Source organism: Aquimarina sp. TRL1 (assembly GCF_013365535.1).
Taxonomy (GTDB): Bacteria; Bacteroidota; Bacteroidia; order Flavobacteriales; family Flavobacteriaceae; genus Aquimarina; species Aquimarina hainanensis.
Window position 1 is genome coordinate 116127 of record NZ_CP053590.1, and the last position, 23497, is coordinate 139623.

The 23497-nt window shown below is 35.3% G+C and carries 24 protein-coding genes; 12 read left to right on the forward strand and 12 right to left on the reverse strand.

The annotated features are described in order from the left end of the window. Window positions 1-4: 4 nt before the first annotated feature. The 5 genes from HN014_RS00490 to HN014_RS00510 form a co-directional block, all read right to left on the reverse strand. Window positions 5-958: a GNAT family N-acetyltransferase gene (locus HN014_RS00490; protein WP_176026958.1), complete on the reverse strand. Its 954-nt coding sequence runs from the start codon at window positions 956-958 to the stop codon at window positions 5-7. 124 nt (window positions 959-1082) lie between these two features. Continuing rightward, complete coding sequence (locus HN014_RS00495; protein WP_176026959.1) at window positions 1083-1487, reverse strand: rhodanese-like domain-containing protein; 405 nt, start codon at window positions 1485-1487, stop codon at window positions 1083-1085. Window positions 1488-1544: 57 nt separating this feature from the next. Next, window positions 1545-1859 carry a rhodanese-like domain-containing protein gene (locus HN014_RS00500; RefSeq protein WP_176026960.1) on the reverse strand — a complete coding sequence of 105 codons (315 nt, stop codon included), beginning with the start codon at window positions 1857-1859 and terminating at the stop codon, window positions 1545-1547. Between the two features lie 86 nt (window positions 1860-1945). Continuing rightward, the gene (locus HN014_RS00505; RefSeq protein ID WP_176026961.1) at window positions 1946-2572 is read right to left on the reverse strand and encodes a thioredoxin family protein; all 627 of its coding nucleotides are present in this window, start codon (window positions 2570-2572) and stop codon (window positions 1946-1948) included. 55 nt (window positions 2573-2627) lie between these two features. Continuing rightward, window positions 2628-3149: a TlpA disulfide reductase family protein gene (locus HN014_RS00510; protein WP_176026962.1), complete on the reverse strand. Its 522-nt coding sequence runs from the start codon at window positions 3147-3149 to the stop codon at window positions 2628-2630. 291 nt (window positions 3150-3440) lie between these two features. On the opposite strand from HN014_RS00510, the gene HN014_RS00515 reads away from it, so the two are divergent. From HN014_RS00515 to HN014_RS00570, 12 genes are all read left to right on the forward strand, one after another. Continuing rightward, window positions 3441-3896 (forward strand): MarR family winged helix-turn-helix transcriptional regulator, encoded by a 456-nt coding sequence (locus HN014_RS00515; RefSeq protein ID WP_176026963.1) that lies wholly within the window; start codon window positions 3441-3443, stop codon window positions 3894-3896. A 29-nt stretch (window positions 3897-3925) separates the two neighbouring features. Further along, window positions 3926-4492 carry a YceI family protein gene (locus HN014_RS00520; protein ID WP_176026964.1) on the forward strand — a complete coding sequence of 189 codons (567 nt, stop codon included), beginning with the start codon at window positions 3926-3928 and terminating at the stop codon, window positions 4490-4492. Window positions 4493-4763: 271 nt separating this feature from the next. After that, window positions 4764-6158: an anthranilate synthase component I family protein gene (locus tag HN014_RS00525; protein WP_176026965.1), complete on the forward strand. Its 1395-nt coding sequence runs from the start codon at window positions 4764-4766 to the stop codon at window positions 6156-6158. Between the two features lie 35 nt (window positions 6159-6193). Next, window positions 6194-6763, forward strand: a complete 570-nt coding sequence (locus tag HN014_RS00530; RefSeq protein ID WP_176026966.1) for an aminodeoxychorismate/anthranilate synthase component II — start codon at window positions 6194-6196, stop codon at window positions 6761-6763. A 135-nt stretch (window positions 6764-6898) separates the two neighbouring features. Beyond that, window positions 6899-7900 carry an anthranilate phosphoribosyltransferase gene (gene trpD, locus HN014_RS00535; protein WP_176026967.1) on the forward strand — a complete coding sequence of 334 codons (1002 nt, stop codon included), beginning with the start codon at window positions 6899-6901 and terminating at the stop codon, window positions 7898-7900. Between the two features lie 10 nt (window positions 7901-7910). Next, the gene (trpC, locus tag HN014_RS00540; RefSeq protein WP_176026968.1) at window positions 7911-8696 is read left to right on the forward strand and encodes an indole-3-glycerol phosphate synthase TrpC; all 786 of its coding nucleotides are present in this window, start codon (window positions 7911-7913) and stop codon (window positions 8694-8696) included. Further along, window positions 8693-9355, forward strand: coding sequence for a phosphoribosylanthranilate isomerase (locus HN014_RS00545; RefSeq protein ID WP_254884065.1), 663 nt, complete (start codon window positions 8693-8695; stop codon window positions 9353-9355). Before trpC ends, HN014_RS00545 begins: the two co-directional genes overlap by 4 nt. Before the next feature lie 13 nt (window positions 9356-9368). Then, window positions 9369-10550, forward strand: coding sequence for a tryptophan synthase subunit beta (gene trpB, locus HN014_RS00550; RefSeq protein ID WP_176031002.1), 1182 nt, complete (start codon window positions 9369-9371; stop codon window positions 10548-10550). A gap of 40 nt (window positions 10551-10590) precedes the next feature. Next, window positions 10591-11370, forward strand: coding sequence for a tryptophan synthase subunit alpha (trpA, locus tag HN014_RS00555; protein ID WP_176026969.1), 780 nt, complete (start codon window positions 10591-10593; stop codon window positions 11368-11370). Window positions 11371-11714: 344 nt separating this feature from the next. Next, on the forward strand, window positions 11715-12428 hold the full coding sequence (locus HN014_RS00560; RefSeq protein WP_176026970.1) for a DUF2927 domain-containing protein: 714 nt from the start codon (window positions 11715-11717) through the stop codon (window positions 12426-12428). A 1-nt stretch (window position 12429) separates the two neighbouring features. After that, window positions 12430-13245, forward strand: coding sequence for a helix-turn-helix domain-containing protein (locus tag HN014_RS00565; RefSeq protein WP_176026971.1), 816 nt, complete (start codon window positions 12430-12432; stop codon window positions 13243-13245). 74 nt (window positions 13246-13319) lie between these two features. Beyond that, window positions 13320-13694, forward strand: a complete 375-nt coding sequence (locus HN014_RS00570; protein WP_176026972.1) for a VOC family protein — start codon at window positions 13320-13322, stop codon at window positions 13692-13694. Window positions 13695-13822: 128 nt separating this feature from the next. Here the strand turns inward: HN014_RS00570 and HN014_RS00575 are convergent, their stop codons facing one another. The 7 genes from HN014_RS00575 to HN014_RS00605 form a co-directional block, all read right to left on the reverse strand. Next, window positions 13823-16327, reverse strand: coding sequence for a hypothetical protein (locus HN014_RS00575; protein ID WP_176026973.1), 2505 nt, complete (start codon window positions 16325-16327; stop codon window positions 13823-13825). 39 nt (window positions 16328-16366) lie between these two features. Beyond that, entirely contained in the window at window positions 16367-16966 is a 600-nt protein-coding gene (locus HN014_RS00580; RefSeq protein WP_176026974.1) for a hypothetical protein, read from the reverse strand. 230 nt (window positions 16967-17196) lie between these two features. After that, window positions 17197-17700, reverse strand: a complete 504-nt coding sequence (locus tag HN014_RS00585; protein WP_176026975.1) for a T9SS type A sorting domain-containing protein — start codon at window positions 17698-17700, stop codon at window positions 17197-17199. 289 nt (window positions 17701-17989) lie between these two features. Next, complete coding sequence (locus HN014_RS00590; RefSeq protein ID WP_176026976.1) at window positions 17990-18667, reverse strand: uracil-DNA glycosylase family protein; 678 nt, start codon at window positions 18665-18667, stop codon at window positions 17990-17992. A gap of 213 nt (window positions 18668-18880) precedes the next feature. Next, window positions 18881-20542, reverse strand: a complete 1662-nt coding sequence (locus HN014_RS00595; protein ID WP_176026977.1) for an MBOAT family protein — start codon at window positions 20540-20542, stop codon at window positions 18881-18883. Further along, window positions 20535-21791, reverse strand: a complete 1257-nt coding sequence (locus tag HN014_RS00600; RefSeq protein WP_176026978.1) for a GDSL-type esterase/lipase family protein — start codon at window positions 21789-21791, stop codon at window positions 20535-20537. Before HN014_RS00600 ends, HN014_RS00595 begins: the two co-directional genes overlap by 8 nt. 90 nt (window positions 21792-21881) lie before the next feature. Continuing rightward, window positions 21882-23402: a lipase gene (locus HN014_RS00605; protein ID WP_176026979.1), complete on the reverse strand. Its 1521-nt coding sequence runs from the start codon at window positions 23400-23402 to the stop codon at window positions 21882-21884. Window positions 23403-23497: the final 95 nt, after the last annotated feature.

The window sequence follows — 23497 nt, forward strand, 5'->3', positions numbered from 1 at the left end:
CATTTTAAGTTATCTCTAACTCCATTTGGATATTACTCCGTTCATAAGGAGTTACTCTCCCTGGTATTTTCTTAAAGTTTAATTTTTGATACAAGGAAATAGCTGCTTTTAGAACTGTATTACTCTCTAAATATATTTTTTTAGCTCCCAGTGACTTTGCATGTTCTATAACAGCTTGCCCTAATAACTTACCAATTCCCATCCCCTGTACTTCAGAAGATACTGCCATTTTGGCCAATTCAAAATCATAATATTCATCATCTGGCTTTATCAATGCGCAAACTCCTACAGGCTTGTCTTTATACAATGCAACTAAAATAGCTCCTCCCCTATTCAATATATACGACTCTGGATTATCCAGAGACTTATAATCCATCTCCTCCATTTTGAAATATTTCTCTATCCAGGATTTATTAAGTGCCTTGAAATCTTCTTTATACTTCCCCTCATACGGAATGATCTTTACATTTTTTGATTCCCTGATTTTCTTTTGTTTCATGACTCTTGATACCATTGATTGTTGTTCTACTAAATATTCTAATTCCTCAATAGCCTTCCAGATATTATGTCTGGTATCTTTTAGCATTTCCTCTACTGCATTCTCTACATCTATATACTGATCCTTAATTGTTATAGCTATTTCTTTTCCTTTTTCTGACAACAGTAAAATAGTTCGCCTTCCATCTTCCTGATCTTTTTTTTCTTTTAGGATCCCCTCTTTGATCATTTCCTTTACGGTCTTACTAACAGAAGGGTGAGAATGTCCTATTTCTTTGGCTATTTCTGTTATTGATGCACTCTCTTCCTGAGAAATAACATAAAAAACAGGAAACCATTTTGGTTTTAGAGAAACCCCATACATATCATAAACCAGTTTTGCATCATCCATCAAAAGCTCGCTTAGCATCCTCAACCTTGTTCCTAATGCCATTTTACCTACTCTTTCAAAAAAATTCATAGTATAAATATATTTACGTAATCAGTTACGTAAATATACACATAATAATTAAAAAAATAAAAAACACAGCTTCTAGGCTGTGTTTTTTTATTGACTATCTGTATTATTTACAGCACTTATCTTTTTATTCTTTCATCAGAACTGGTTTCCCTTCGTATGTCCATTTAGTTAATCCACCTTTCAGATCATACACTTTAGTATAACCAGCTTTTTCCATATACGTAGCACACTTATTACTTCTTCTTCCTCGTTTACAATATACAGCTACGGGTTTTGATTTATCAATTTGCTGAATTTTTTTCTCAAAATCCTTATCATTAACATCAATATTAATAGCTCCTTCTATATGTCCAGAGGCATATTCTCTCGGAGTTCTAACATCTATTAACTGTACTTTTTCTGCTTCTAATAAAGAGGTCATTTCTTCAACAGAGATTACTTTTATAACTGCAGTATCTTTCTGAGGTGTAGTATTACAATTTACCAATAAGAGGCACAACAATATAGTAGGAAAAAATCTAAGGTTCATAGGGACTAAATTAAATTTAGGAAAGGTAGGTATGATTTATTAAAAAAGCCAATATAACTACTCTTCTACAATTTCTCCTTCCCACTCCATAAAACCTCCTAGAAGATTGTACGTAGTTTCAAATCCCATTTGATTCATTAATGCACATGCTTGTGCGCTTCGAGCTCCGGAACGACAATAAACGTAATACTTTTTGGATTTATCCAGTTTTTCGATTTCATCCAAAAATCCTTGTCCTTGTCTAATATCAATATTAATCATATTTGGAATATGTCCTTCCTCCACCTCATCTTCTGTTCTTACATCCAAGATTACAACATCTGTATCGGTAGCGATACCTTCCTGCCATTCTTCTTGTGTATAATCTGCCATTCTATTTAATTTTAATTTACTATAAATTTATTACTATACAAATATACTACAGTCGATTTGTTATTTTAAAACTTTATCGTCCCATATCATACTTTTATACTACAACCAATTGCTTTTGTAGTTTTTATTTTTATTTCCTCTCCTTTGAGCAAAGCTGTAATTGCGTCTTCGACGTACTTCTCATTTGCCAATGAGGCATCTTTATAGTTATTATCAATAGCTCCTATGTATTGAACAATATTTCCTTTAGCCGTTTTTTGCAAAACGTATACATGAGGTGTTTTCTTAGCTCCATAAAGAGGATAAATTTGTTGTCCGTTATCATATAAATAAGGAAAAGTAAACCCTTTTTCTTTTGCTCTTATTTTCATATTTTCGAAACTATCCTCAGGGTATGCTTTGGAATTATTAGGATTAATAGCAATCACCGGGTATCCTTTTTCTTTAAACTTTCCATCCAATGCTATAATTCGATCTTCATAAGCCACCGAATACGGACAGTGATTACACGTAAAAATGACAATAAAGCCCTTTGCTTCTTTATAATCTTGTAAAGAGACCATTGAATCATCAATATTCTTTAAACTAAAATCAGTAGCTACATCCCCTACTGTGTATCCTCTTTTATTTTGTCTTTTTTGTACCTTTCCCCAAGCAAAGGCACCAATTGCAATAATTGCTGCAACAACCACAAGAAACTTAAGTGTTTTCATATCAATGCTTTTTTTGGTTAATATAATGTTTAAAATACAGTATATCCTATATTTACTACATCATTTTTCTCAATTCTGTTTTTAACTCGTTATAAGTAAAAGACCGTTCATAAAAATAACGCGTCTTCCCCTTATAAATGATTGTTGCAGGAATAGAACCTGACCATTCCTCACTAACCTTCGGAATCCAGGTATTGGCATCCGGATCATCAAGTAATACCACTTTACTTTTTATCTGTTGTTTTTTCAAAAAAGGAATCAGCTTAGATTCTACATCTGTTGGCAAATCCAAACTTACTAATAATACCTCTACCCCTTTTTCTTTATACTCACTATTAATCAATTCAAAATAAGGGAGCTCAGCTATACATGGTTTACACCATGTTGCCCAAAAATTAATCAATCTTACTTTTCCATCATCAATATGCAATAACGATTCAAAACTCTTAAAATCATATATAGGGATCTCTACTCCTCCTTTGACAAGCACTTCTTTAGGAGTCATAGTCAATTGTTGTTCTCCTTTACATCCGGAAAACAATAGTATTATCGCAATAAGTAATACGCTCCTCTTCATATAATTATACGTACAATCTTTATTAATCACATTTATAATGCTAAAAGCAATTTATTGAAGTCCTTTATTCACTGCGTGAGATGCTAAGACTCCTATCTTTATCAAAATTATTTTCATCGCATACAAACAACACATGGAATAAACCTGGTATATAGTTTCCTACATAAAAAATAATAATTCAATGGGACAATATTACTATTTAAGCTGGTCTTGCCTTCAACTTTAACAAAGAATTAATATCTGTATTATCAAAAAGTTATACATTTGTATATACAAATATCGTACATACAAGTGAAAATCGAAGAACTATTAAAAGTCAAAGGAGAATTCCCTATCGAACAAAAAGTAATTGTCAATCTTTTATATACAGGAAACTGGGCAAATGAAAATATCAGCAATACCTTAAAAGCCTTCGATATTTCTATTCAGCAATTCAATGTACTGCGTATACTAAAAGGGCAAAATGGAAAGGCTGCAAACCTCTCAACCATACAAGAGCGAATGATCAGCAAAATGTCTAATACGACACGACTTATTGATAAACTTGTAACAAAAGGACTAGTAACCCGAATAACGTGTCCTACTAACAGAAGAAAAATAGAGATTACCATCACCAGAGAAGGGCTTTCTCTTTTGGAAATTATACACCCTATAATAATTGCCACAGAAAAACGACTAACGAGTAAGTTGACTAAAAAAGAACAAGAAACCCTAAATCTTTTATTAGATAAATTAAAAACTCAATAACTATAAATATTCAATTAAAATTTGCAAAAATGAAAAACAAATTAAGAACACTAACCTTGATCCTTGCGATAAGCATTACATCAATTTCTTTTGCTCAGAAAAAAACGATTAATACTACTGAGAGTTCTATTATATGGACAGGAAAAAAAGTAACAGGATCACATACAGGAACTCTTTCCTTCTCTAAAGGATTCCTTCAATTCAAAAACAATGAATTAACCGGAGGAGAATTTACTGTAGATATGAGTAGTCTTGCCGTAACTGACTTAAAAGCAGGAAAAGGAAAAGAAGATCTAGAGGGACACTTATCTTCTGATGATTTCTTTGGAATCACTACTCATAAAACAGCTACATTAGTTATCAAAAATGCTACTAAAAAAGGAGATAAGTACACCGTTACTGCAGATCTGACAATCAAGGGAAAAACAAACCCTGTAACTTTTGATCTGGTCGTTAATGGATCAACTGCTACATCTAATCTGGCTGTAGATAGAACAAAATACGATATTAAATACGGATCAGGAAGTTTCTTTGACAATCTAGGAGACAAAGCAATACACGACAAATTCGAATTAGCGATTAGCTTAAAAATATAATTTATTTTTTTTCTAATTATAATATTTTCATATATTTGGCGGAACAAATTTAGAAATGAAAATAATTTTAACAAATAAGTGGTGGTGGAGTTATCAAAACGAAAATGTCGTGAGATAGCCCTATACCCTAAAGTTAAGTAACAATAATAAAAAGGCTTGTCAATCACGACAAGCCTTTTTTTATTGGCTATATCTAAATAAAAAATAGTTTTTTAATTCCAAAAAAACTCGATGATCGAGGAACAATATTATTCTGACAAAAAAATAAATTATGTATAAATTAATAACTGATTACAAGCAAATTCTGGCTGATACCATAACCCCAGTAAGTGTTTATTTAAAAATCAGAGACCGGTTCCCTAATAGTTTATTGCTGGAAAGTAGTGATTACAGGGGAACTGAGAATAGTTTTTCATATATCTGCTTTAATCCAATTGCCTCTATTAAAATAGAAAATGAAACCATCTACCAATCATTCCCTGATAAAACCACCAAAGAATTACCGATAACAGAAACTACAAATGTTCCTCAACTTATAGAACAGTTTGGAAACAATTTTGAGGTTTCTGAAAGTGATTTTAAATTCATAAATAATGGTCTTTTTGGATATATTTCTTATGATGCTGTTCGCTATTTCGAAAATATATCGATTACCAAAAAGGAAGGTTCTCTCGAAATCCCTGATATGATCTATAATGTATATCAAAACATTATAGCCATCAATCACTTTAATAATGAAGCATATATCTTCTCTCATTGCTATCATACTGATAGTAATATTGCCGAAATCGAATCCCTTCTCCAGGTTAAGAATTTCGCATCCTATAATTTTACCACTCAGGGAGAAACCGTCTCTAATCTAAATGATGAGGAGTACAAAAAACATGTAGCCCTGGCTAAAAAACACTGTCAGCGCGGAGATGTATTCCAATTGGTATTATCCAAACGTTTTACACAAGAATTCAAAGGAGATGAATTTAATGTATATAGAGCATTGCGAAGTGTAAATCCTTCTCCATACTTGTTCTACTTTGATTATGGTGATTTTAAAATTTTCGGGAGTTCTCCCGAAGCACAATTAGTTGTTAAAGACGATATCGCCGAAATTCACCCAATAGCAGGAACTTTTAAACGAACTGGAAATGATGAGCAAGATGCCGAATTAGCAAAAAAACTAGCTGCTGACGAAAAAGAAAACGCAGAACACGTTATGCTTGTAGATCTAGCCAGAAATGACCTGAGTAGAAATGGAAATAATGTTACCGTAGAAACCTACAGAGAAGTCCAATTCTATTCGCATGTGATCCACTTAGTCAGCAAAGTAACCGGAAAAAAACATGCTGATACAACCACCATGCAAGTCGTAGCAGATACCTTTCCGGCAGGAACACTCAGTGGTGCTCCGAAACACAGAGCTATGCAATTGATTGAAAAATATGAAACCGTTAATCGCGACTTTTACGGAGGTGCTATAGGATTTATGGACTTCTCAGGAAACTTTAATCACGCCATTATGATCCGAACTTTTTTAAGTAAAAACCATAAGCTTCACTGGCAGGCAGGAGCCGGATTAGTAAATGAATCCAACGAAGAAAGTGAACTACAAGAAGTCTATAATAAACTTGGTGCTTTGACAAAAGCATTAAAACTCGCAGAAAGCATATAATCAAGTACAACCTTTGAACACAAAAAAGAAATAACATGCAAAAGATATTAGTCATCGACAATTACGACTCCTTTGTCTATAACCTTGTTCATTACCTGGAAGACCTTGGATGTGAAGTCACAGTAAAACGAAATGATCAGTTAGCACTTGAAGAAATAGCCCCTTATCAAAAAATATTGTTATCTCCCGGTCCAGGTATTCCGGATGAAGCAGGCTTACTAAAAAAAATTATCGAAAAATATGCCGATACCAAAAGTATCTTTGGAGTATGCCTAGGACAGCAAGCTATCGGAGAAGTATTTGGAGGAGCACTTACTAACCTGGATCAAGTATATCATGGTGTTGCGACTCCCGTAACAGTATCCGTAGATGATGAAGTGCTGTTTCAGGGATTAGAAACCTCTTTTGAAGTAGGAAGATACCATTCCTGGGTTGTTACAGATAAAAATTTACCCGCATGTTTAGAAGCCACTTCATACGATGAAAACGGGCAAATCATGTCTCTACGTCATAAAGAACTCGATGTTAGAGGTGTTCAATTTCATCCAGAGTCTGTCCTGACTCCTGATGGAAAAAAAATGCTGCAAAACTGGGTTAACAATTAATGTTTTTACACAATACTATCACTGTAAAAATACAGGAAGTATCAAATAAAAAATGAATAACTAGCACAAGAATGTTGCAACACAAAAATATGATTATCAGGTAGATTCCCTGATATCAACAAAAAATATTCACTCATGAAAAAGATATTAAATCGCTTAATCAACCATGAAACCATTAGCAAAGAAGAGGCTAAAAATGTGTTGGTTAATATCTCTCAGGGACTTTATAATCAAAGTCAAATCGCTGCCTTTCTCACGGTATATATGATGAGAAGTATTACCATCGAAGAACTTGAAGGCTTTAGGGACGCACTTCTGGAGCTATGCATTGCCGTAGACCTCAGCGAATACAATCCTATTGATCTCTGTGGAACCGGAGGAGACGGAAAAGACACCTTCAATATCTCTACACTTTCTTCTTTTGTAGCGGCTGGAGCGGGGATCAAGGTCACCAAACATGGCAATTATGGAGTTTCTTCTAAATGCGGAAGTTCCAATGTAATGGAGCATCTGGGAATAAAATTCAGTAATGACAAGGATTTTTTAAAGCGTAGTATTGACGAAGCAGGTATCTGTGTGTTACACGCTCCCCTATTCCACCCCGCTATGAAAAATGTAGCACCAATCAGAAGAGAACTGGGAGTAAAAACATTTTTTAATATGTTAGGACCAATGGTTAATCCTGCATTTCCTAAAAATCAAATTGTAGGAGTTTTTAACCTAGAACTCGCCAGAATGTACGGGTATCTCTATCAGAATACCGATAAAAACTTTACCATCATTCATGCATTGGATGGATATGATGAAATATCATTAACCGGAAGTACCAAAACAATTTCTAATCGTACCGAGGGGATGCTCAGTCCTAAAGACTTTGGAGTACATACCTTATCACAAACAGAAATACAGGGAGGAGAATCTATCGAAGCATCTGCTAATATCTTTATGAATATTTTAGAAGGAAAAGGAACTGAAGCGCAAAACAACGTTGTATGTGCCAATGCAGGAATGGCAATTGCTACTGTGGAAAATAGTAGCCCTCTCGAAGGTTTCGAAAAAGCTAAAGAATCCTTACAATCCGGAAAAGGGTTACAGGCATTACGAAAAGTACAAGAACTAAGCAGTGTGATCGCATAATTTATCATCTATGAATATATTAGACAAAATAATTGCTGATAAGCGTATCGAAGTGCGTTTAAAAAAAGAAATCATTCCCGTATCACAGTTAGAACAATCCGTACTGTTTGATCGTCCTGGCAACTCGCTGGCTATTGCTTTAAAAAACAGCCCTACCGGGATTATAGCAGAACATAAAAGAAGGTCTCCATCTAAGGCTGTTATTAATCAAAAAGTAAGTGTTCAGGACGTAGCTAATGGATATACCATCGCAGGAGCTTGCGGAATGTCTGTTCTTACCGATGGAAAATACTTTGGAGGATCATTAGATGACTTATTACTTGCCAGAGCAACTACTGATATTCCTTTGTTACGCAAAGAGTTTATCATTGATCCCTATCAGGTAATCGAAGCTAAAGCCTATGGAGCTGATGTTATCTTATTAATTGCAGCTGTATTAACCCGGGAAGAGATTACCTCTTTATCTCAACTAGCCAAAAGTCTGGATCTCGATGTCTTATTGGAGGTTCACAATAGCGAAGAATTAGAAAAATCCATCATGCCTTCTATAGATATGCTGGGAGTCAATAACAGAAACTTAAAAACCTTCGATGTCAGTATTCAGGTAAGTAAAGAATTGAGTACTGCGATCCCTGATGACTTCGTAAAAGTATCAGAAAGTGGTATCAGTACCATTGAGGCTATAAAAGAATTGCAACCCTATGGATATAAAGGATTTTTAATTGGAGAAAACTTTATGAAAACAGAAGTTCCGGGAGATAGTGCTGTGAATTTCATAAATGAGTTACAACAATGAATATTAAGGTCTGCGGGATGACAACCCCTGAAAACATAAAAGAAGTGGCTCAATTAGCCCCTGCTTATCTCGGATTTATCTTTTATGAAAAATCTCCGAGAAATTTTACAGGCTCCATTCCCGAAATACCAAAATCTATAAAAAAAACAGGAGTCTTTGTAGATGCTCCAATTGCTTTTATTCTCGATAAAATCAAGCAATTTGATTTTCAAGCAGTTCAGCTTCACGGAACAGAAAGTCCGGTACTCTGTCATCAACTCAAAGAACATCACCCTACAATCGAAATATTCAAGGTGTTTTCTATCAAGGATCAATTTGATTTTAGTGTGCTGACTCCTTATGAAAAGAGTGTGGACTATTTTCTATTTGACACCAAGGGCAAAGAAAAAGGAGGTAACGGGTACACCTTTGACTGGAATGTTTTAAAAGGATATACTGCTTCCATTCCATTTATATTAAGTGGAGGTATTGGAATTATGGAAATCTCTGCTATCAAAGATTTTTTAAGAGAGCCACAGGCAGCTTTGTTACACGCATTGGATGTCAACAGTAAGTTCGAAATACAACCGGGAATCAAAGACCACGCACTAGTTGCTGAATTTATAACCGAAATCAAAAAAATCACATCCCCTTCTAACACCACATCTAAAAACCGTTAAAACTAAAAACATGATCAGTTATCAAGCAGACGAAAAAGGATATTACGGAGATTTTGGAGGAGCTTATATCCCCGAAATGTTATATCCTAACGTAGAAGAACTACGCCAACAATATATACAAATTATGAACGAACCTTCTTTCCGGGAAGAATTCGATCAATTATTGAGAGATTATGTAGGGCGCCCCACTCCTCTCTACTATGCAAAACGTCTTTCGGAAAAATACTCGACCAATATCTACCTAAAAAGAGAAGATCTGAATCATACCGGAGCCCATAAGGTCAATAACACCATTGGGCAAATCCTTATGGCTAAAAAACTGGGGAAAAATAGAATTATCGCAGAAACTGGAGCTGGACAGCATGGTGTTGCCACAGCTACCGTGTGCGCCTTGATGGGAATTGAGTGCGTTGTTTATATGGGAGCCATTGATATCCAGCGCCAGGCTCCTAATGTAGCCCGTATGAAAATGTTGGGGGCAACTGTTATTCCTGCCATGTCAGGAAGCCGAACCTTAAAAGATGCAACCAATGAAGCTATCAGGGATTGGATCAATAACCCGGTAGATACGCATTATATTATAGGTTCTGTGGTAGGACCACATCCTTATCCGGATATGGTAGCCCGATTCCAGTCCGTAATATCAGAAGAAATCAAATCTCAATTACAAGAAAAAGAAGGAAGAGAAAATCCTGATTATGTTGTTGCTTGTGTTGGAGGAGGAAGTAATGCAGCTGGGGCTTTTTATCATTACCTCGATCAACCTGATGTAGGGATTATAGCTGTAGAAGCTGCCGGAAAAGGAATTGATACAGGAGAAAGTGCTGCAACTTCTGCATTGGGAAAAGAAGGAATTATCCACGGTAGTAAAACCTTGTTAATGCAAACTCCTGATGGACAAATCACAGAACCCTATTCCATCTCAGCCGGACTGGATTATCCAGGGGTTGGTCCTATGCACGCGAACTTGTTCCGTACAGGGAGAGGAGAGTTTATTTCTATTACCGATGAGGATGCAATGAAGGCAGGTCTGGAACTCTGTAAACTAGAAGGAATTATCCCTGCAATAGAATCTTCGCATGCGCTGGCAATTTTTGAAAAACGAACATTCACTCCGGAAGATATCGTTGTTGTCAACTTATCAGGACGAGGAGATAAAGATCTAAATACCTATATCGATTACTTTCAATTATAATCATCATCTTTTACCAAAGATTCAAAAATACGCTAATAACATGAACCGTATTCAACAAAAACTAAGCGAAGACAAAAAGATATTATCTGTTTATTTTACAGCAGGCTTTCCTGCAATTAATGATACCACTACCATCATCCGGGAACTAGAAAAAAACGGAGTTGATATGATAGAAATCGGATTGCCTTTTAGCGATCCGCTTGCCGATGGACCAACTATCCAGGAGAGTTCTACCCAGGCTTTAAAAAACGGAATGACTACAGAGCTTTTGTTTAATCAATTACAGGACATTCGCCAATCCGTAAAAATCCCATTAATCATCATGGGATATTTTAACCCTATGCTCCAATATGGAGTAGAGGCTTTCTGTGCTAAATGTGCTGATATTGGAATCGATGGATTAATTATCCCGGATCTTCCCGTAGCAGAATATCACGAACATTATCAAGAGATTTTTGAGAAATATGGACTGGTCAATGTATTTTTAATAACACCTCAAACCTCTGATGAACGCATTCGATTTATCGATAGTGTTTCTAATGGTTTTATCTATATGGTTAGTTCAGCCAGTACCACCGGAGCTAAAAACTCCTTTGGAACTGAACAAAAAACCTATTTTACACGTGTAAAAAATCTGCAATTAAAAAATCCTCAAATTGTCGGTTTTGGAATCAGTAACCAAGAAACATTCACACAGGCTACCGCTATGACTAAAGGTGCTATTATCGGTTCTGCTTTTATTAAACATCTCAATAAACATGGGATACAAGCTATTGATCAATTTGTGGCAGGTATTATACCTCAACAGGTAGAAAATTAATATAAAATAGCTCCTGTCTGATAACATTAACGATTGTACGCTCTTGAAACTGTACACTAACCAACAGAAAGTAAACTTGGTTCAAAATTATTTCTCTCTTCGGATGATATCGCTAAAATTAGTAAATCATCCGGAGGGGGGTTATATATAACCTTTCATCATAGCCTTTTACACCTTATAATTTTCTTTAGATATACTTCGATCTGTATATCCTGTTCAGGAAAATATTAAATTTGTAAAAATGCATTCCCTATCGTCTTTTTTTAAACTATAGAGACAAAGCATACACCATAAAAATATCTTATTTCGAGATTACTAAATATGAACTGTAAATTCAAGAAAATATGGCAAATCGATTTTTATTGTTGCTTATAACACTAGTACTGGTATCTTCATGTTCTAATGATGATGAAGACATCACCATTCCAAAATCAACATTAAGTGAATATGAAGTAAGTCTTATCGATTATTTTAAAAGTATTGCACTAGGGTTTGAATTTGGGAATGCGAGTAAGATAACACGAAAATGGGAAAATGAATTAAACATCTATATTGGAGGGAACCCTACTTCTGAAATATTAAATGAACTAGAAACTGTAAAAGGAGAAATAAATGAATTAGCCACCGATGGTTTCAGCATGAACATTGTGAATGATTCGTTACAATCTAATTATTATATCTTTTTTGGTTCCGGAGACACATACGCGAGCTTATTTCCGAGTCAATCTAATTTAGTTACTTCTAACTGGGGCTTATTTTCCGTATTTTGGAATAATCAAAATCAACTTACTTCTGGGCACATGTATGTCGATATCGAACGAGCAGATACTACTGCTCAAAAACACTTATTACGTGAAGAATTAACTCAATCTCTGGGGCTGGCTAGAGATTCTCCAAAATATATGGAAAGTATTTTTCAGTCTGCATGGACAACTACTACCGAATATGCTCCTATTGATAAAGATGTGATTCGATTATTGTATCATCCTGATATGAATATTGGATTAAATATAAGTCAGGTGGATACTAGATTAAGAAAGATCCTATCCCCGGAATAAAATGAAGCCAACAATACATAGTCCCAGCAGCGATTTAGTCGATTTTGTAATGTCTTACTGGATCTTAGAAAGTTCGCAAGACCTTACTCCAACAAAAAATACGATTATCCCTGATGGAACCATGAAATTGATTTTTCACTTTGGGGATCTGTATAAACACCACCCAAAAACCGGGAACAGTTTTTTACTCCCCAGATGTTTTCTTATAGGGCAACTTACACAACCCTATATCGTAGAACCTACAGGAATCACAGGAACGTTTATCGTCCGTTTTCACCCTAATGGTTTTCTCCCATTTACCAGTATTCCGATACATCAAATGGAAAACACAGCTGTTCCATTACACAAATTGTTTGGAGAAAAGGGAATGGAAATTGAAAACGATATATTAACTGCAAGTAGCAACTCTGAAAGAATACATCATATTGAATCTTTTTTACGTACCCAATTAAACACGGAAGAAGTCGCCGATCGAATTGTGAAAGCCGCTATCGAAACGATCGCAACAACTAATGGTCACATTTCTATACATGAACTTTCCAAACAACGCAATCTAAACCGAAGAATCCTATCTCGAAAATTTTCTTCATCAGTTGGTTTAAGCCCAAAGCAACTCTCTAAAATTGTTCGGTTACAAGCAACCTTAAAAACACTTTTACACAAAAAAGAAACAAAACTAACCCAAGTAGCTCTTGAAAACAGCTACTTTGATCAAGCTCACTTTATAAAAGATTTTAAAGAATTTACAGGAGTAACCCCCAAAGAGTTTTATGGTAATAGTTTAAAAATGTCATTAATTTTTGATTCGCAAAAATAGCCTTGTCCCATTTTTACAATTTTAAGAACTAATTGCTTTGCAATTTTGCCATCAAACTTAAAATAAAAAAAGAGATGAAAAGTATTAATCCTGTTTGTTGGTTTGATATTCACGTAGCAGACTTAGAACGTGCCAAAAAATTTTATGAAACTGTTTTTACTATTTCCTTGGTTGATTTGCCTTTGGAATGGGGGAAACAAGCCACTTTTCCTTTTGATAATAACGGAGTAAACGCTACAGGAGCTTTGGTCGAAAAAGAAGCACATGTAGCAAATAACAATAATACTGTTGTCTATTTTTCTTCTGAAGATTGCATTACAGAAGAAACCAGAGTTGAAAATGCCGGAGGAAAAATCATCCAATCCAAAACATCTATCGGAGAATTTGGTTTCATCTCTTTAATACAAGATACAGAAGGAAATACAATTGGCTTGCATTCAAAAATGTAATCAGAAATCACGACCCCCAACCATTCTATACATAATCAATCCATTGTCGAATCAGAAGCTCTGGGGGTATCTCTCTATCTATGAGATAAAAAGTAACCTTCAAAAATGAAGGTTACTTTTTTATGCTTCTACTCCATCTCCATCATCACTTCATATTCCTTTTCTATTTGTTCAATAAAGGTTTTCCTTGCCTTCTCATCTCCATAAATCTTTTTAAGAAAAGGAACTTTCTCAATATCAATCCCTCTGGATTTCATAATCTTTTCGGATTTCATTAATTGTTTTTCAAAGAACGCCCTATCAAAATCTGGAATCTCTGCTGTTCTGATAGTTGGTTCTGTAGTTACCGCTTCTATATCTACCACAGGAATTTCTTCAGTTTTTGGTATACTAAGGTGTTCTTCGAGAAGAGAAATCCTCTGGTCTAATGAAGCTAATGAAGTTTCTAGCTGTTGTATCCGTTGCTGTTGTTTGATTACTAAAGGAATGATATCCTTATTATTTAACCCTATTGCCATATTAATATAAGAAAGGGTATTGTTTTTTGAACTACTCCATGCAATTCCTACTACCTGATCATAGGTTTCTGCCTGCATTGCATCCGGAGAAACCGCTTTTCCGGTCCCGTCATTGAATCCAGAAGGAATAATAAAATCCCCTATTTGAACCTTTCCGCGTACTTTTACAGGAATCTGCCCTAAAAATGCTACTTTTTCATAAGCAGCTTCTCTATTCGTTTCCGGCATATTTCCCAACATCGCCGGATTGGTAGAAATCACTAAGTAATGATTGGTTGTTTCAGTGTTTTTAGTTATTTTTCCTCCAATCACTCCTACAATATCCCCCGGGTTCATCTTCTCTGAATTTTCCATACGCTCCAGCCATTCGGCATAATCAGCAGCTCCAGATTCATAGGTTACTCCAATACTTGTTCTTGTAAAACTCTCATAAGCTACTCTATTGGCTAAAATCCCAGCTAGATCCGCTGAAGCAATCGCTATTTCACTTGCATCTGGAATTGGGTCTGGAATAGCTGCAAGCCCAACAGCTGCTCCTGCTATGGCTGCTTCTGCAATAAAAGCAGCAATCTCATATGCATATTCTGGATCATTTGATAATTCTCCTTGCGTCTGCCCTTCTATCCTTCCTCTTGCTTCATCATTACTATCAAGAAAAGTAATAAAATCATTACTATTATCAGGAGTTGTATTAGTGACCTTTATGACGATTCCCTGGTCTCCTCCTTCGACCCGTAGTGGATATGCATTATAATTTTCTTCTCCTCCTGTTAATCCTGATGCATTAATGGTGACCTGTCCATTTGCATTTAGGATATCATTAATTGTCGTTTGTCCTTCGACGAGTAGGCTGCCTGATAAGTCTACAGGACTTTGATTCGTTACCGATAAAGAATTATGCAAAGTAGTAGCCTCTTCTACTGTAAGTGTATTATTCAATTGCGTATGACCGTCAACAGTCAGGTCTCCTGACAAGTCTACAGGACTCTGATTCGTTACCGATAAAGAATTATGCAAAGTAGTAGCCTCTTCTACTGTAAGTGTATTATTCAATTGCGTATGACCGTCAACAGTCAGGTCTCCTGACAAGTCTACAGGACTCTGATTCGTTACCGATAAAGAATTATGCAAAGTAGTAGCATCACCTACTGTAAGCGTATTATTCAATTGCGTATGACCATCAACAGTCAGGTCTCCTGATAAGTCTACTGGACTTTGATTCGTTACCGATAAAGAATTATGCAAAGTAGTAGCATCACCTACTGTAAGCGTATTATTCAATTGCGTATGACCATCAACAGTCAGGTCTCCTGACAAGTCCACAGGACTCTGATTCGTTACCGATAAAGAATTATGCAAAGTAGTAGCATCACCTACTGTAAGCGTATTATTCAATTGTGTATGACCATCAACAGTCAAGTCCCCTGATAAGTCCACAGGGCTCTGATTCGTTACCGATAAAGAATTATGCAAAGTAGTAGCATCACCTACTGTAAGTGTATTATTCAATTGTGTATGACCATCAACAGTCAAGTCCCCTGATAAATCTACAGGACTCTGATTCGTTACCGATAAAGAATTACGTAAAGTAACAGCTTCTTCTACTGTAAGCGTATTATTCAATTGTGTAGAACCATCAACAGTCAGATCACTTCCCAATAAAAAAGTTCCATCAACCGAAAGATTACCTGTAGCTGTAATATCTCTATGAAACTCATAAGGAATAAAGAATAAAGGTTGATTACTTAATTCTTTAAAACTCCCATCCACATTAATTTCTACTTTGAGATTTTTATCACTGCCATCCCAATGAATTGCTTCAAACGTCCCAATGGTTGGTATTCCCTGCCCTACCGTCAGGTGAATCATTCCGTAAGGGTCTGTCATCGTTTGCTGTGTTTCCTGATAAAGGGTTTCTACCTGTTCAGAAATAATAGAAAAACGAACCGTAATACTTTTATTAGATAATACATTACTGGAACTAACATTATCTTTTCCCGGCAATTCCTGCGGAGTTGAATTTAGAATCACTGCCTGATATGTAAATCCATCTGTTTGGGAAAACACCTGACAAATAAGAAAATAAAAAAGTATAAAAAGAATATTTTTTTTCATAATAGCATATAAATAGTTAAAAGGAAAAAGCCTAATTAATTAGTATTTCAGAATATTGATGGTAATTCCTATACCGATCATATGATTCTTTATGTGTAGTTGCTCATCACTACTGCTCCCTCTATCTTTCAGAGCGAAGCTTTTTCCATAGGTATATTGAGCAAACAGGTTAGATTTATTGGAAATAGGATAGTTTATCCCTACACCTGTTCGTATGAATACAGCTAAACTTTTAAACTCTTCCTCTCTAAATACATTAAACACTTGATTATTGATTCGCTGTGTTCCATTAAGGAGGTATTCAAACGAAGTAGCCGCTTTTATATAAAAAGTAAAATCATTAACTGAAAAAACACCGTATTCCACTCCCAGATTTGCTCCCAGGTAGTTAACATCCCATTCAAAACTGTTGTTTGTATCACTTCCTGATGCTCCATAAGGGGTATAACTAACCCCAAATACAATATTAACTCCTTTATCAAAAAAGCTAGACTTCTTATAACTTCTTATAGCGTTTGTCATAAAAGAATGTTTATATCCAATAGCTATATAGGTGTTCGTTTTTGGCAATAAATTGTCCAATGATGTTCCCATAGAATTTTTAAACTCAAAAGTTGCTACGGAGGAACCGGTTTCCATATAAAAATTTTGACCTAGAAATGTCGAATTAAATCTATTTTGGCTACTAATTTTCGAAGAAATAAATAGACAAAAAAAGAAAAGATAATAGTATTTTTTTTTCATAAAATAGAGGGGTTAAAGTAAGTTGTCCTCGGAGTACATCTACGAGGTATTAAGCTGAAAATGATTTAGATTCCGAGATAAGTCCCGGAGCATTTATAGCTCGATTATCGAATAAAAGTTGAAAATTATTTTTTCTTAATTACAATATGACTGGAGGCGACATTTTTATAAAAGAGTTGCAATACATAATTCCCTCCAGATAAAAATGAAGTATCAAGGGTAATTATCCCCCCGGAAGTCTTTTGTTTTTTATACACCCGTTTTCCTGAAATCTCAGATATTATAATCAACACAGGGATTCTCTCTTTGTCTTTTATATCTATAAATAGTTTATTATCAAACGTATTTGGATATACGTTTGCTTTGGGAAACTTCGGATCTGGAAAAGATACCAGATTCATATACATATTTTCTGGCTGAATATATCCTTGTCGGAATATTAAGTCTGCTGATGATGCTGTTCCCAGGTTTCCTGATTGTCCTATACTTTGATGAAGTATGTATTTCTTATTAGCGATGGTTATGGGGAATGCACCCCCATTAGCGCTTACCGTATATCTTTTTGCTTCCTGGGCAATCGATCGAATACCTATACATACAATTAATAGTAGAAGTAATTTTTTTTCCAAATGAGATTATTTTAAATGTTACTTTTTTTGAAGGGGCAAAATTATAAAGGAAGACTTCGTAAAAAGTAACATCTCTAATTGAAAAGTTCTATATAAAAATAAGTGAAAAAAATGTGCTGTTTAGGGGTTTTTCCAAATATTGGTTTTGCAGCAGTTTTATCATGGTGCTAAAAAAACATAAACAACTAATAACAAAACCCTTAGATTCATTTCTTTTTTTAGAGCTAAAACAACAGGGGAAAAATCTTTGTAACTATACTTTTTTATGGTAAAACTATTTGACAATATCTTAAAAAAACTCCCTGTATTGCATTACTCTAAAATCAAGTGTATTAAAATTCGGATTTTCTTTTTTAAGCATCTTATACAGAGGCAGACTTCCAATAGATCGATTTGCTGCACCTGAAGGCGCTGTTAGGGATACCGTTTTAATATATCTATTGTTTCCCTGTTTTTTTGAGGCTCTTCCTAATTGAAAACGGTGAATTCTCGGCACAATATCAGAAACCACTGTTAAAGGAATTCCATATGTTTTTAAATGTTTCCTAAAAAAATATTCCGGTCCGTTTTTACTATTTCCTCCTGTAAAAATCAAGGTATCAATCGTCTTGTGTTTTTTCAGATATCCAATTAGATCACGTAGGATTACTTCCTGCATTCCTAGATCAGATGCATCAACTTTATCCCGTTTACAACTTTGTACGATATCACATACCCCAATATTTTTGGAAAGTAAAAATTGCTTGCGCTGCATAGCTGCCGCTTCTGTTGTTTCATATCGCAATCCCAACTGAAAAATTCGATCCAGTACCGGCCACAACAGCCCATTACTACTCCCATAACAAAAATCCACATCTTTATCATTCAAATCACCAGTGGTGAACCGTGGAGGCGGTAATGTCCCTACGATCAACTTAGTAGTTCCTTCTGGAATAAAAGGTTCATATGGATGTGTATGTATAAACATATATTAACACTATAATTAAATTACGCATAAACCGTAACATTCATATTGACAACAAATTACACAAAATAAAAACATATTCTCTACGTTTACCAAGTAAAGTAAAAAAGGGGAGCATTTATACGCATCCCTATACTAACTTCGGATTGAGAATTATGCCAAAGTAACCTTTATCGATCTCTTTATGCTAGAGAGCTGGATACAGGTTACTTTTTTTTAGAATTGAAAATAAATGAAGGGCTGAAAATCCGCCGCATATGTCTGATAACAAATAATTCCGACAATAACGGCAATACCTCCTTTTACAACAATATGACTATTTATAAATAGGTTTTCTATTTTATCTTTTGCAGCATATGGTAGCCAATGAGTGATATAGCCCAATAACATAATAAAAAATACCATTCTATATTCCCATAAAACAGCCAATGCATTCCCCCAATCCATATTCGTCATTACCTGATGGTAGAACTGCGCAATATGTTCCATGCTATTTCCTCTAAAATAGATACGTGTAAACGTAATAAACAAAAATGTAATTCCGATTTTCCATATCATCGTATACCAGGCTGTAGAGGATTCATATGGACTTATTTTTCTCCAGTATTTATAAAATACGATCCCAATTCCATTAAGACCTCCCCAAACAACAAACTTCCAGGAAGCTCCATGCCATAATCCCCCGATCAACATAGTGATCAAAATATTGACATTCGTATTAAAATGTTTGGCTAGTTTTGATGAAAACAACGTAATGATTAACAATCCTCCTATCAATGAAATACTCAGTAGTGCTATTGCATAATTTCTAAACGCTGCATAGACCCCTAAAAATGTAAATGCCATCACAAAAATATAGGAAAACAAACTCCCGTTACGATTTCCTCCTATGGGAATATACAGATAGTCTTTTAACCAACTTGATAAAGAAATATGCCACCGTTTCCAGAAATCCCCACAATGAATTGCTTTATAGGGTGAATTAAAATTTTTAGGTAATTGATACCCCAAGAGTAGTGCTAATCCTATCGCAATATCTGTATATCCGGAAAAATCCCCGTAGATCTGTAGTGAATACCCAAACAATGCCATAATATTGGTGAAACCTGAAAACATCTCGGGAATATCAAAAACACGATCCATAAAATTCATGGCTATATAATCTGCAAAAAGCATTTTCTTTATCAACCCTTTGAGAATCATAAAAGATGCAGATCCAAACTGTTCTCTGCTAATCTCAATTTTTTTCCTGATCTGAGGAACAAAGTCAGAAGCCCTAACGATAGGACCTGCCACCAATTGCGGAAAAAAGCTGACAAAAAAGCCAAAATCTATAATAGAATCCAGAGGTTTTAATTGCTTTCTATAAATATCGACACTATAACTAATGGTCTGAAATGTATAAAACGAAATCCCTACGGGCAGAATAATAGAATCGACTGTAAAATAATCCATTTGTGCCCAGCTATTCGACCAGTGTGCCAGGTAATTAAACACCTTATAATCCGTATCGAATATTGCATTGTATGAATCCGTAAAGAAATACGCATATTTAAAGTAACATAGAGTCCCCAGGTTGATCACCACACTTATCGTTACCAGCAACTTCTTTTTTATATCAGAAGTGCTCTTATAAATGGCTTTCCCCAGAAAAAAGTCATTAATGGTACTAAACAGAAGGATTCCTATAAAAAAACCGCTCGTTTTGTAGTAAAACAGTAAGCTAATGGCAAAGAGGTAGGCGCTTCGGACATGCTTGTTTTTATAAAGTAACGCATATACAAAATAGATAACAGCAAAAAAGATCCAGAAATCTGCCTGTGTAAAGATCAGAGGGAAGTCCTCTGAAAAAGAAAATATATTTTTTAATCTATTCATTAATAATCTGATTCAGAATACTATTTGGTGTCAATCCTAAGCTTTTTTCCCAGGAATCAGCTAGTGCCTGCACCATTAAATCCGCTTTGATACGATACCCTTTTACTGTAAAATGTACCCGATCTCTGGGCATGAGTTTATGACGGTACCACTTCATAGAAGCATTAAACCCTCCCATAATCTCATAAAAATCCCAAACAGCCATTTTGTATTCTTTCGCCAATTCATAAATCACGTCTCTGGCTACCTTCGTATTAGGGTTTGCATACTGTTTCTTATAATAGGAATCATTTGGTACCGTTAGTAAAACCGCACAATCAGGATTCACTTTCTGAATATTTTCAATCATATTCTTGTAATAAGTTCTAAACTCTTCTGGCTTAAAATCTGTTGTATAGGTATCATTCGTACCAATCGATATAATAAACAGATCGGGAGAATACAGAGATAACTGCTCCTGAAAATACCTGCATCTGTCATAGTATGCAAAACTCCCTCCATTAACTCCTATAGACGTATACTCAATCCCGTTATTATCATTCATTAATTCGATACCCATCATTAAAAATTCCGAGGTAGCTGTACTATCTTTACGTTGTATACAAAACTCAACTTCCTCTAGTGTTTTATTAAATTGAAATTGTATAAAATGAGCTTCTTTATTCTCTTCTACTCCTACTACCAGTGAATCATTTTTAAAACTGATATCATAATCATCTCCATCCCAGGCATCATAAAATACCCGCATGGCGTTAAAATCATACATATCATTGTGGTAATTATTATGATTAGCTTTTACTTTTATATTCGAAACCGAATCTTTAAAAACTGCAGTAACTCCTGATAATCCCCAGGCGATACTATCTTTACGAATAGAACATCGATACCCTTTCCATGCTCCATCAAAGGTTACTTTATAATTCGAAGGGTTATTAGTTCTAGCCATTCGGTACGGGAATAAAAATCCTCGTTGTCCCTTGGCTGTTGGATTCATCCGCTGTAAATATGAGCGTACTCTGTTAGAGTAAATATCTGCCTGAATGTGGGAACCTCCGATATGAAAAATATGTACATCTTCTTTCTTTCCTTCCGCAATCGTTTGTAGTTTTTGGTATAGTTTCTGAAAAGCAGGGGATTCCTCTGCAAACTTCAGGCTATTCGCCTCCCAGTTTATAAAGGGATAATCATCTTGTATCGTATCCAGCATATACTCCTGAGATAAGGCAGGGATACTATACATCAAAATCATAATAAGCAGGTTTCTAAAATTCACGTATCTAATGTTAATTGTTGGTTTGTACTATTGCAAGGGGTATACCAATTACTAAAAATCATTTCATTATAGCTCCGGAACATTCTCCTTTTTTTCCATTAAATCCAGGTATAAGGCTGTAAAAAACAGCTCAGATATAATTTTTGTTCCTTTATGTGTAAAGTGCATATAATCACTTCCTGTTAGTTTTTCTTCTACCCAAAATTTCATAGATCCTTTTCCTCCCATAGCATCGTACATACTCCAATATGCAACATTGTTCTGTGTACAGGTTTCCATTAACTTTTGGTTTAGGTATGGTAACAGCGGATAGGTCTCCATTTTTCCATTAACAGGAAGGCACATATCTGTCGGACCAATAAAGATAAAACTCACATTTTTTGTTCGTCTTCGAATCCAGTTGATCTGCCCTAAAATCCTTTTGGCATAATTATCGACTTTGGTAGAATCTTTTAGATATGGCATGGTATTCCCTCCATACTGCATAATCACTATTTTAGGTTTTAATACACGAGCCATTCGCGCATATGAAGCTGCATTAGACGTAGTAAATACCGTTCCTGAAGCTCCTCTCATGGCTACATTATCAATCTGTATCCCCGAAGGTGCATCCAGGGTGACTCCATAAAAATCAGCACTTTCTCTTCCTTCCAGCTCTATTGTAAGATTTGTAGGTGCTACTGCTGTTTTAATAGTATATATATGATAGTTCTCATCTGCTATCAATGTTCCTTGCTGCAATAATGCTCCGTCATTATACACTTTTATTTGTATGGGAGTTGTCGCATTTCCATAGTGAAGTCCTATGGAGTTAAATCGTCTGAACTTAAAATATGTTTTCTTAGATTTACCAATCGTAATGGTCGCTTTGGTTAGTGGTAATGAATCTACAATCGTACTATCTTTTTTAGGGTCCCGGTATTCTGTAAAACGAGACACCGACATATAAGCTCCATATTTCCTATGCGGGAATTTCGATTGTGTCGGATCAAACAAGGCATATCGTTTCCAGTTATCACTGGGAATTACTACGGCACTCACCTGATCATATACCTGTTTAATCGGTATAAAACCAGGACCTCCGCCTCCATAAATTCCTTGCAAGCGGTTTCTTAGATAAGCTGAAATCCGATCTCCTTCTATCTGAGAATCTCCATAATGAATAATTCGACAAGCACCTGATGCTATTTTTTTCTGTAAGGTACCTATCAAATCAAGACTATCAGGAGGATATTGAATCCGTACAATTTTAGTAGTATCAATCTTTGAAAAATCGGGACGTTGCAGACTATCGTTCTTCATAAATGCCATAGACAAGCCTTCTGGTTCGTCTGTAACCTCATCGGCTACAGGGGTAACTGTTTGGGTTACTTCCAAGACTTCTTCTTTCGTGATGGTTGAATCTACTTCGAGTCCCAGAAATTGCTCCTCAGTCGGATACTTAATCGAGAACCCTGAAAAAGAAAACCCATCTTCTTCAGTTATGCCTTTCTGAATCCCTCCTTTTTCACTTAAAAAGGTAAGACCGAATAAAATGCCCAGTACTACAATAATAAAAAGAGCTATCTGTATGGGTTTACTATTCAAAGTTGATTTGGATTTTTAGTGTTTTATGTAAAAATAGAAAGTTTTTAGAAACTGCCACCACAATCCCTGGCTTTCCTTTACAGAAACTTATACTC

Bases quoted from the DNA above. Each gene is read 5' to 3' on its own strand.
- HN014_RS00520 (WP_176026964.1), top strand. From the start codon at position 3,926: ATGAAAAACAAATTAAGAACACTAACCTTGATCCTTGCGATAAGCATT.
- HN014_RS00575 (WP_176026973.1), bottom strand. From the start codon at position 16,327: ATGAAAAAAAATATTCTTTTTATACTTTTTTATTTTCTTATTTGTCAG.
- HN014_RS00525 (WP_176026965.1), top strand. From the start codon at position 4,764: ATGTATAAATTAATAACTGATTACAAGCAAATTCTGGCTGATACCATA.
- HN014_RS00560 (WP_176026970.1), top strand. From the start codon at position 11,715: ATGGCAAATCGATTTTTATTGTTGCTTATAACACTAGTACTGGTATCT.
- HN014_RS00600 (WP_176026978.1), bottom strand. From the start codon at position 21,791: ATGATTTTGATGTATAGTATCCCTGCCTTATCTCAGGAGTATATGCTG.
- HN014_RS00530 (WP_176026966.1), top strand. From the start codon at position 6,194: ATGCAAAAGATATTAGTCATCGACAATTACGACTCCTTTGTCTATAAC.
- HN014_RS00590 (WP_176026976.1), bottom strand. From the start codon at position 18,667: ATGTTTATACATACACATCCATATGAACCTTTTATTCCAGAAGGAACT.
- trpD (WP_176026967.1), top strand. From the start codon at position 6,899: ATGAAAAAGATATTAAATCGCTTAATCAACCATGAAACCATTAGCAAA.
- HN014_RS00580 (WP_176026974.1), bottom strand. From the start codon at position 16,966: ATGGAAACCGGTTCCTCCGTAGCAACTTTTGAGTTTAAAAATTCTATG.
- HN014_RS00595 (WP_176026977.1), bottom strand. From the start codon at position 20,542: ATGAATAGATTAAAAAATATATTTTCTTTTTCAGAGGACTTCCCTCTG.
- HN014_RS00545 (WP_254884065.1), top strand. From the start codon at position 8,693: ATGAATATTAAGGTCTGCGGGATGACAACCCCTGAAAACATAAAAGAA.
- HN014_RS00505 (WP_176026961.1), bottom strand. From the start codon at position 2,572: ATGAAAACACTTAAGTTTCTTGTGGTTGTTGCAGCAATTATTGCAATT.
- HN014_RS00565 (WP_176026971.1), top strand. From the start codon at position 12,430: ATGAAGCCAACAATACATAGTCCCAGCAGCGATTTAGTCGATTTTGTA.
- HN014_RS00490 (WP_176026958.1), bottom strand. From the start codon at position 958: ATGAATTTTTTTGAAAGAGTAGGTAAAATGGCATTAGGAACAAGGTTG.
- HN014_RS00510 (WP_176026962.1), bottom strand. From the start codon at position 3,149: ATGAAGAGGAGCGTATTACTTATTGCGATAATACTATTGTTTTCCGGA.
- trpC (WP_176026968.1), top strand. From the start codon at position 7,911: ATGAATATATTAGACAAAATAATTGCTGATAAGCGTATCGAAGTGCGT.
- HN014_RS00500 (WP_176026960.1), bottom strand. From the start codon at position 1,859: ATGGCAGATTATACACAAGAAGAATGGCAGGAAGGTATCGCTACCGAT.
- HN014_RS00495 (WP_176026959.1), bottom strand. From the start codon at position 1,487: ATGAACCTTAGATTTTTTCCTACTATATTGTTGTGCCTCTTATTGGTA.
- trpA (WP_176026969.1), top strand. From the start codon at position 10,591: ATGAACCGTATTCAACAAAAACTAAGCGAAGACAAAAAGATATTATCT.
- HN014_RS00570 (WP_176026972.1), top strand. From the start codon at position 13,320: ATGAAAAGTATTAATCCTGTTTGTTGGTTTGATATTCACGTAGCAGAC.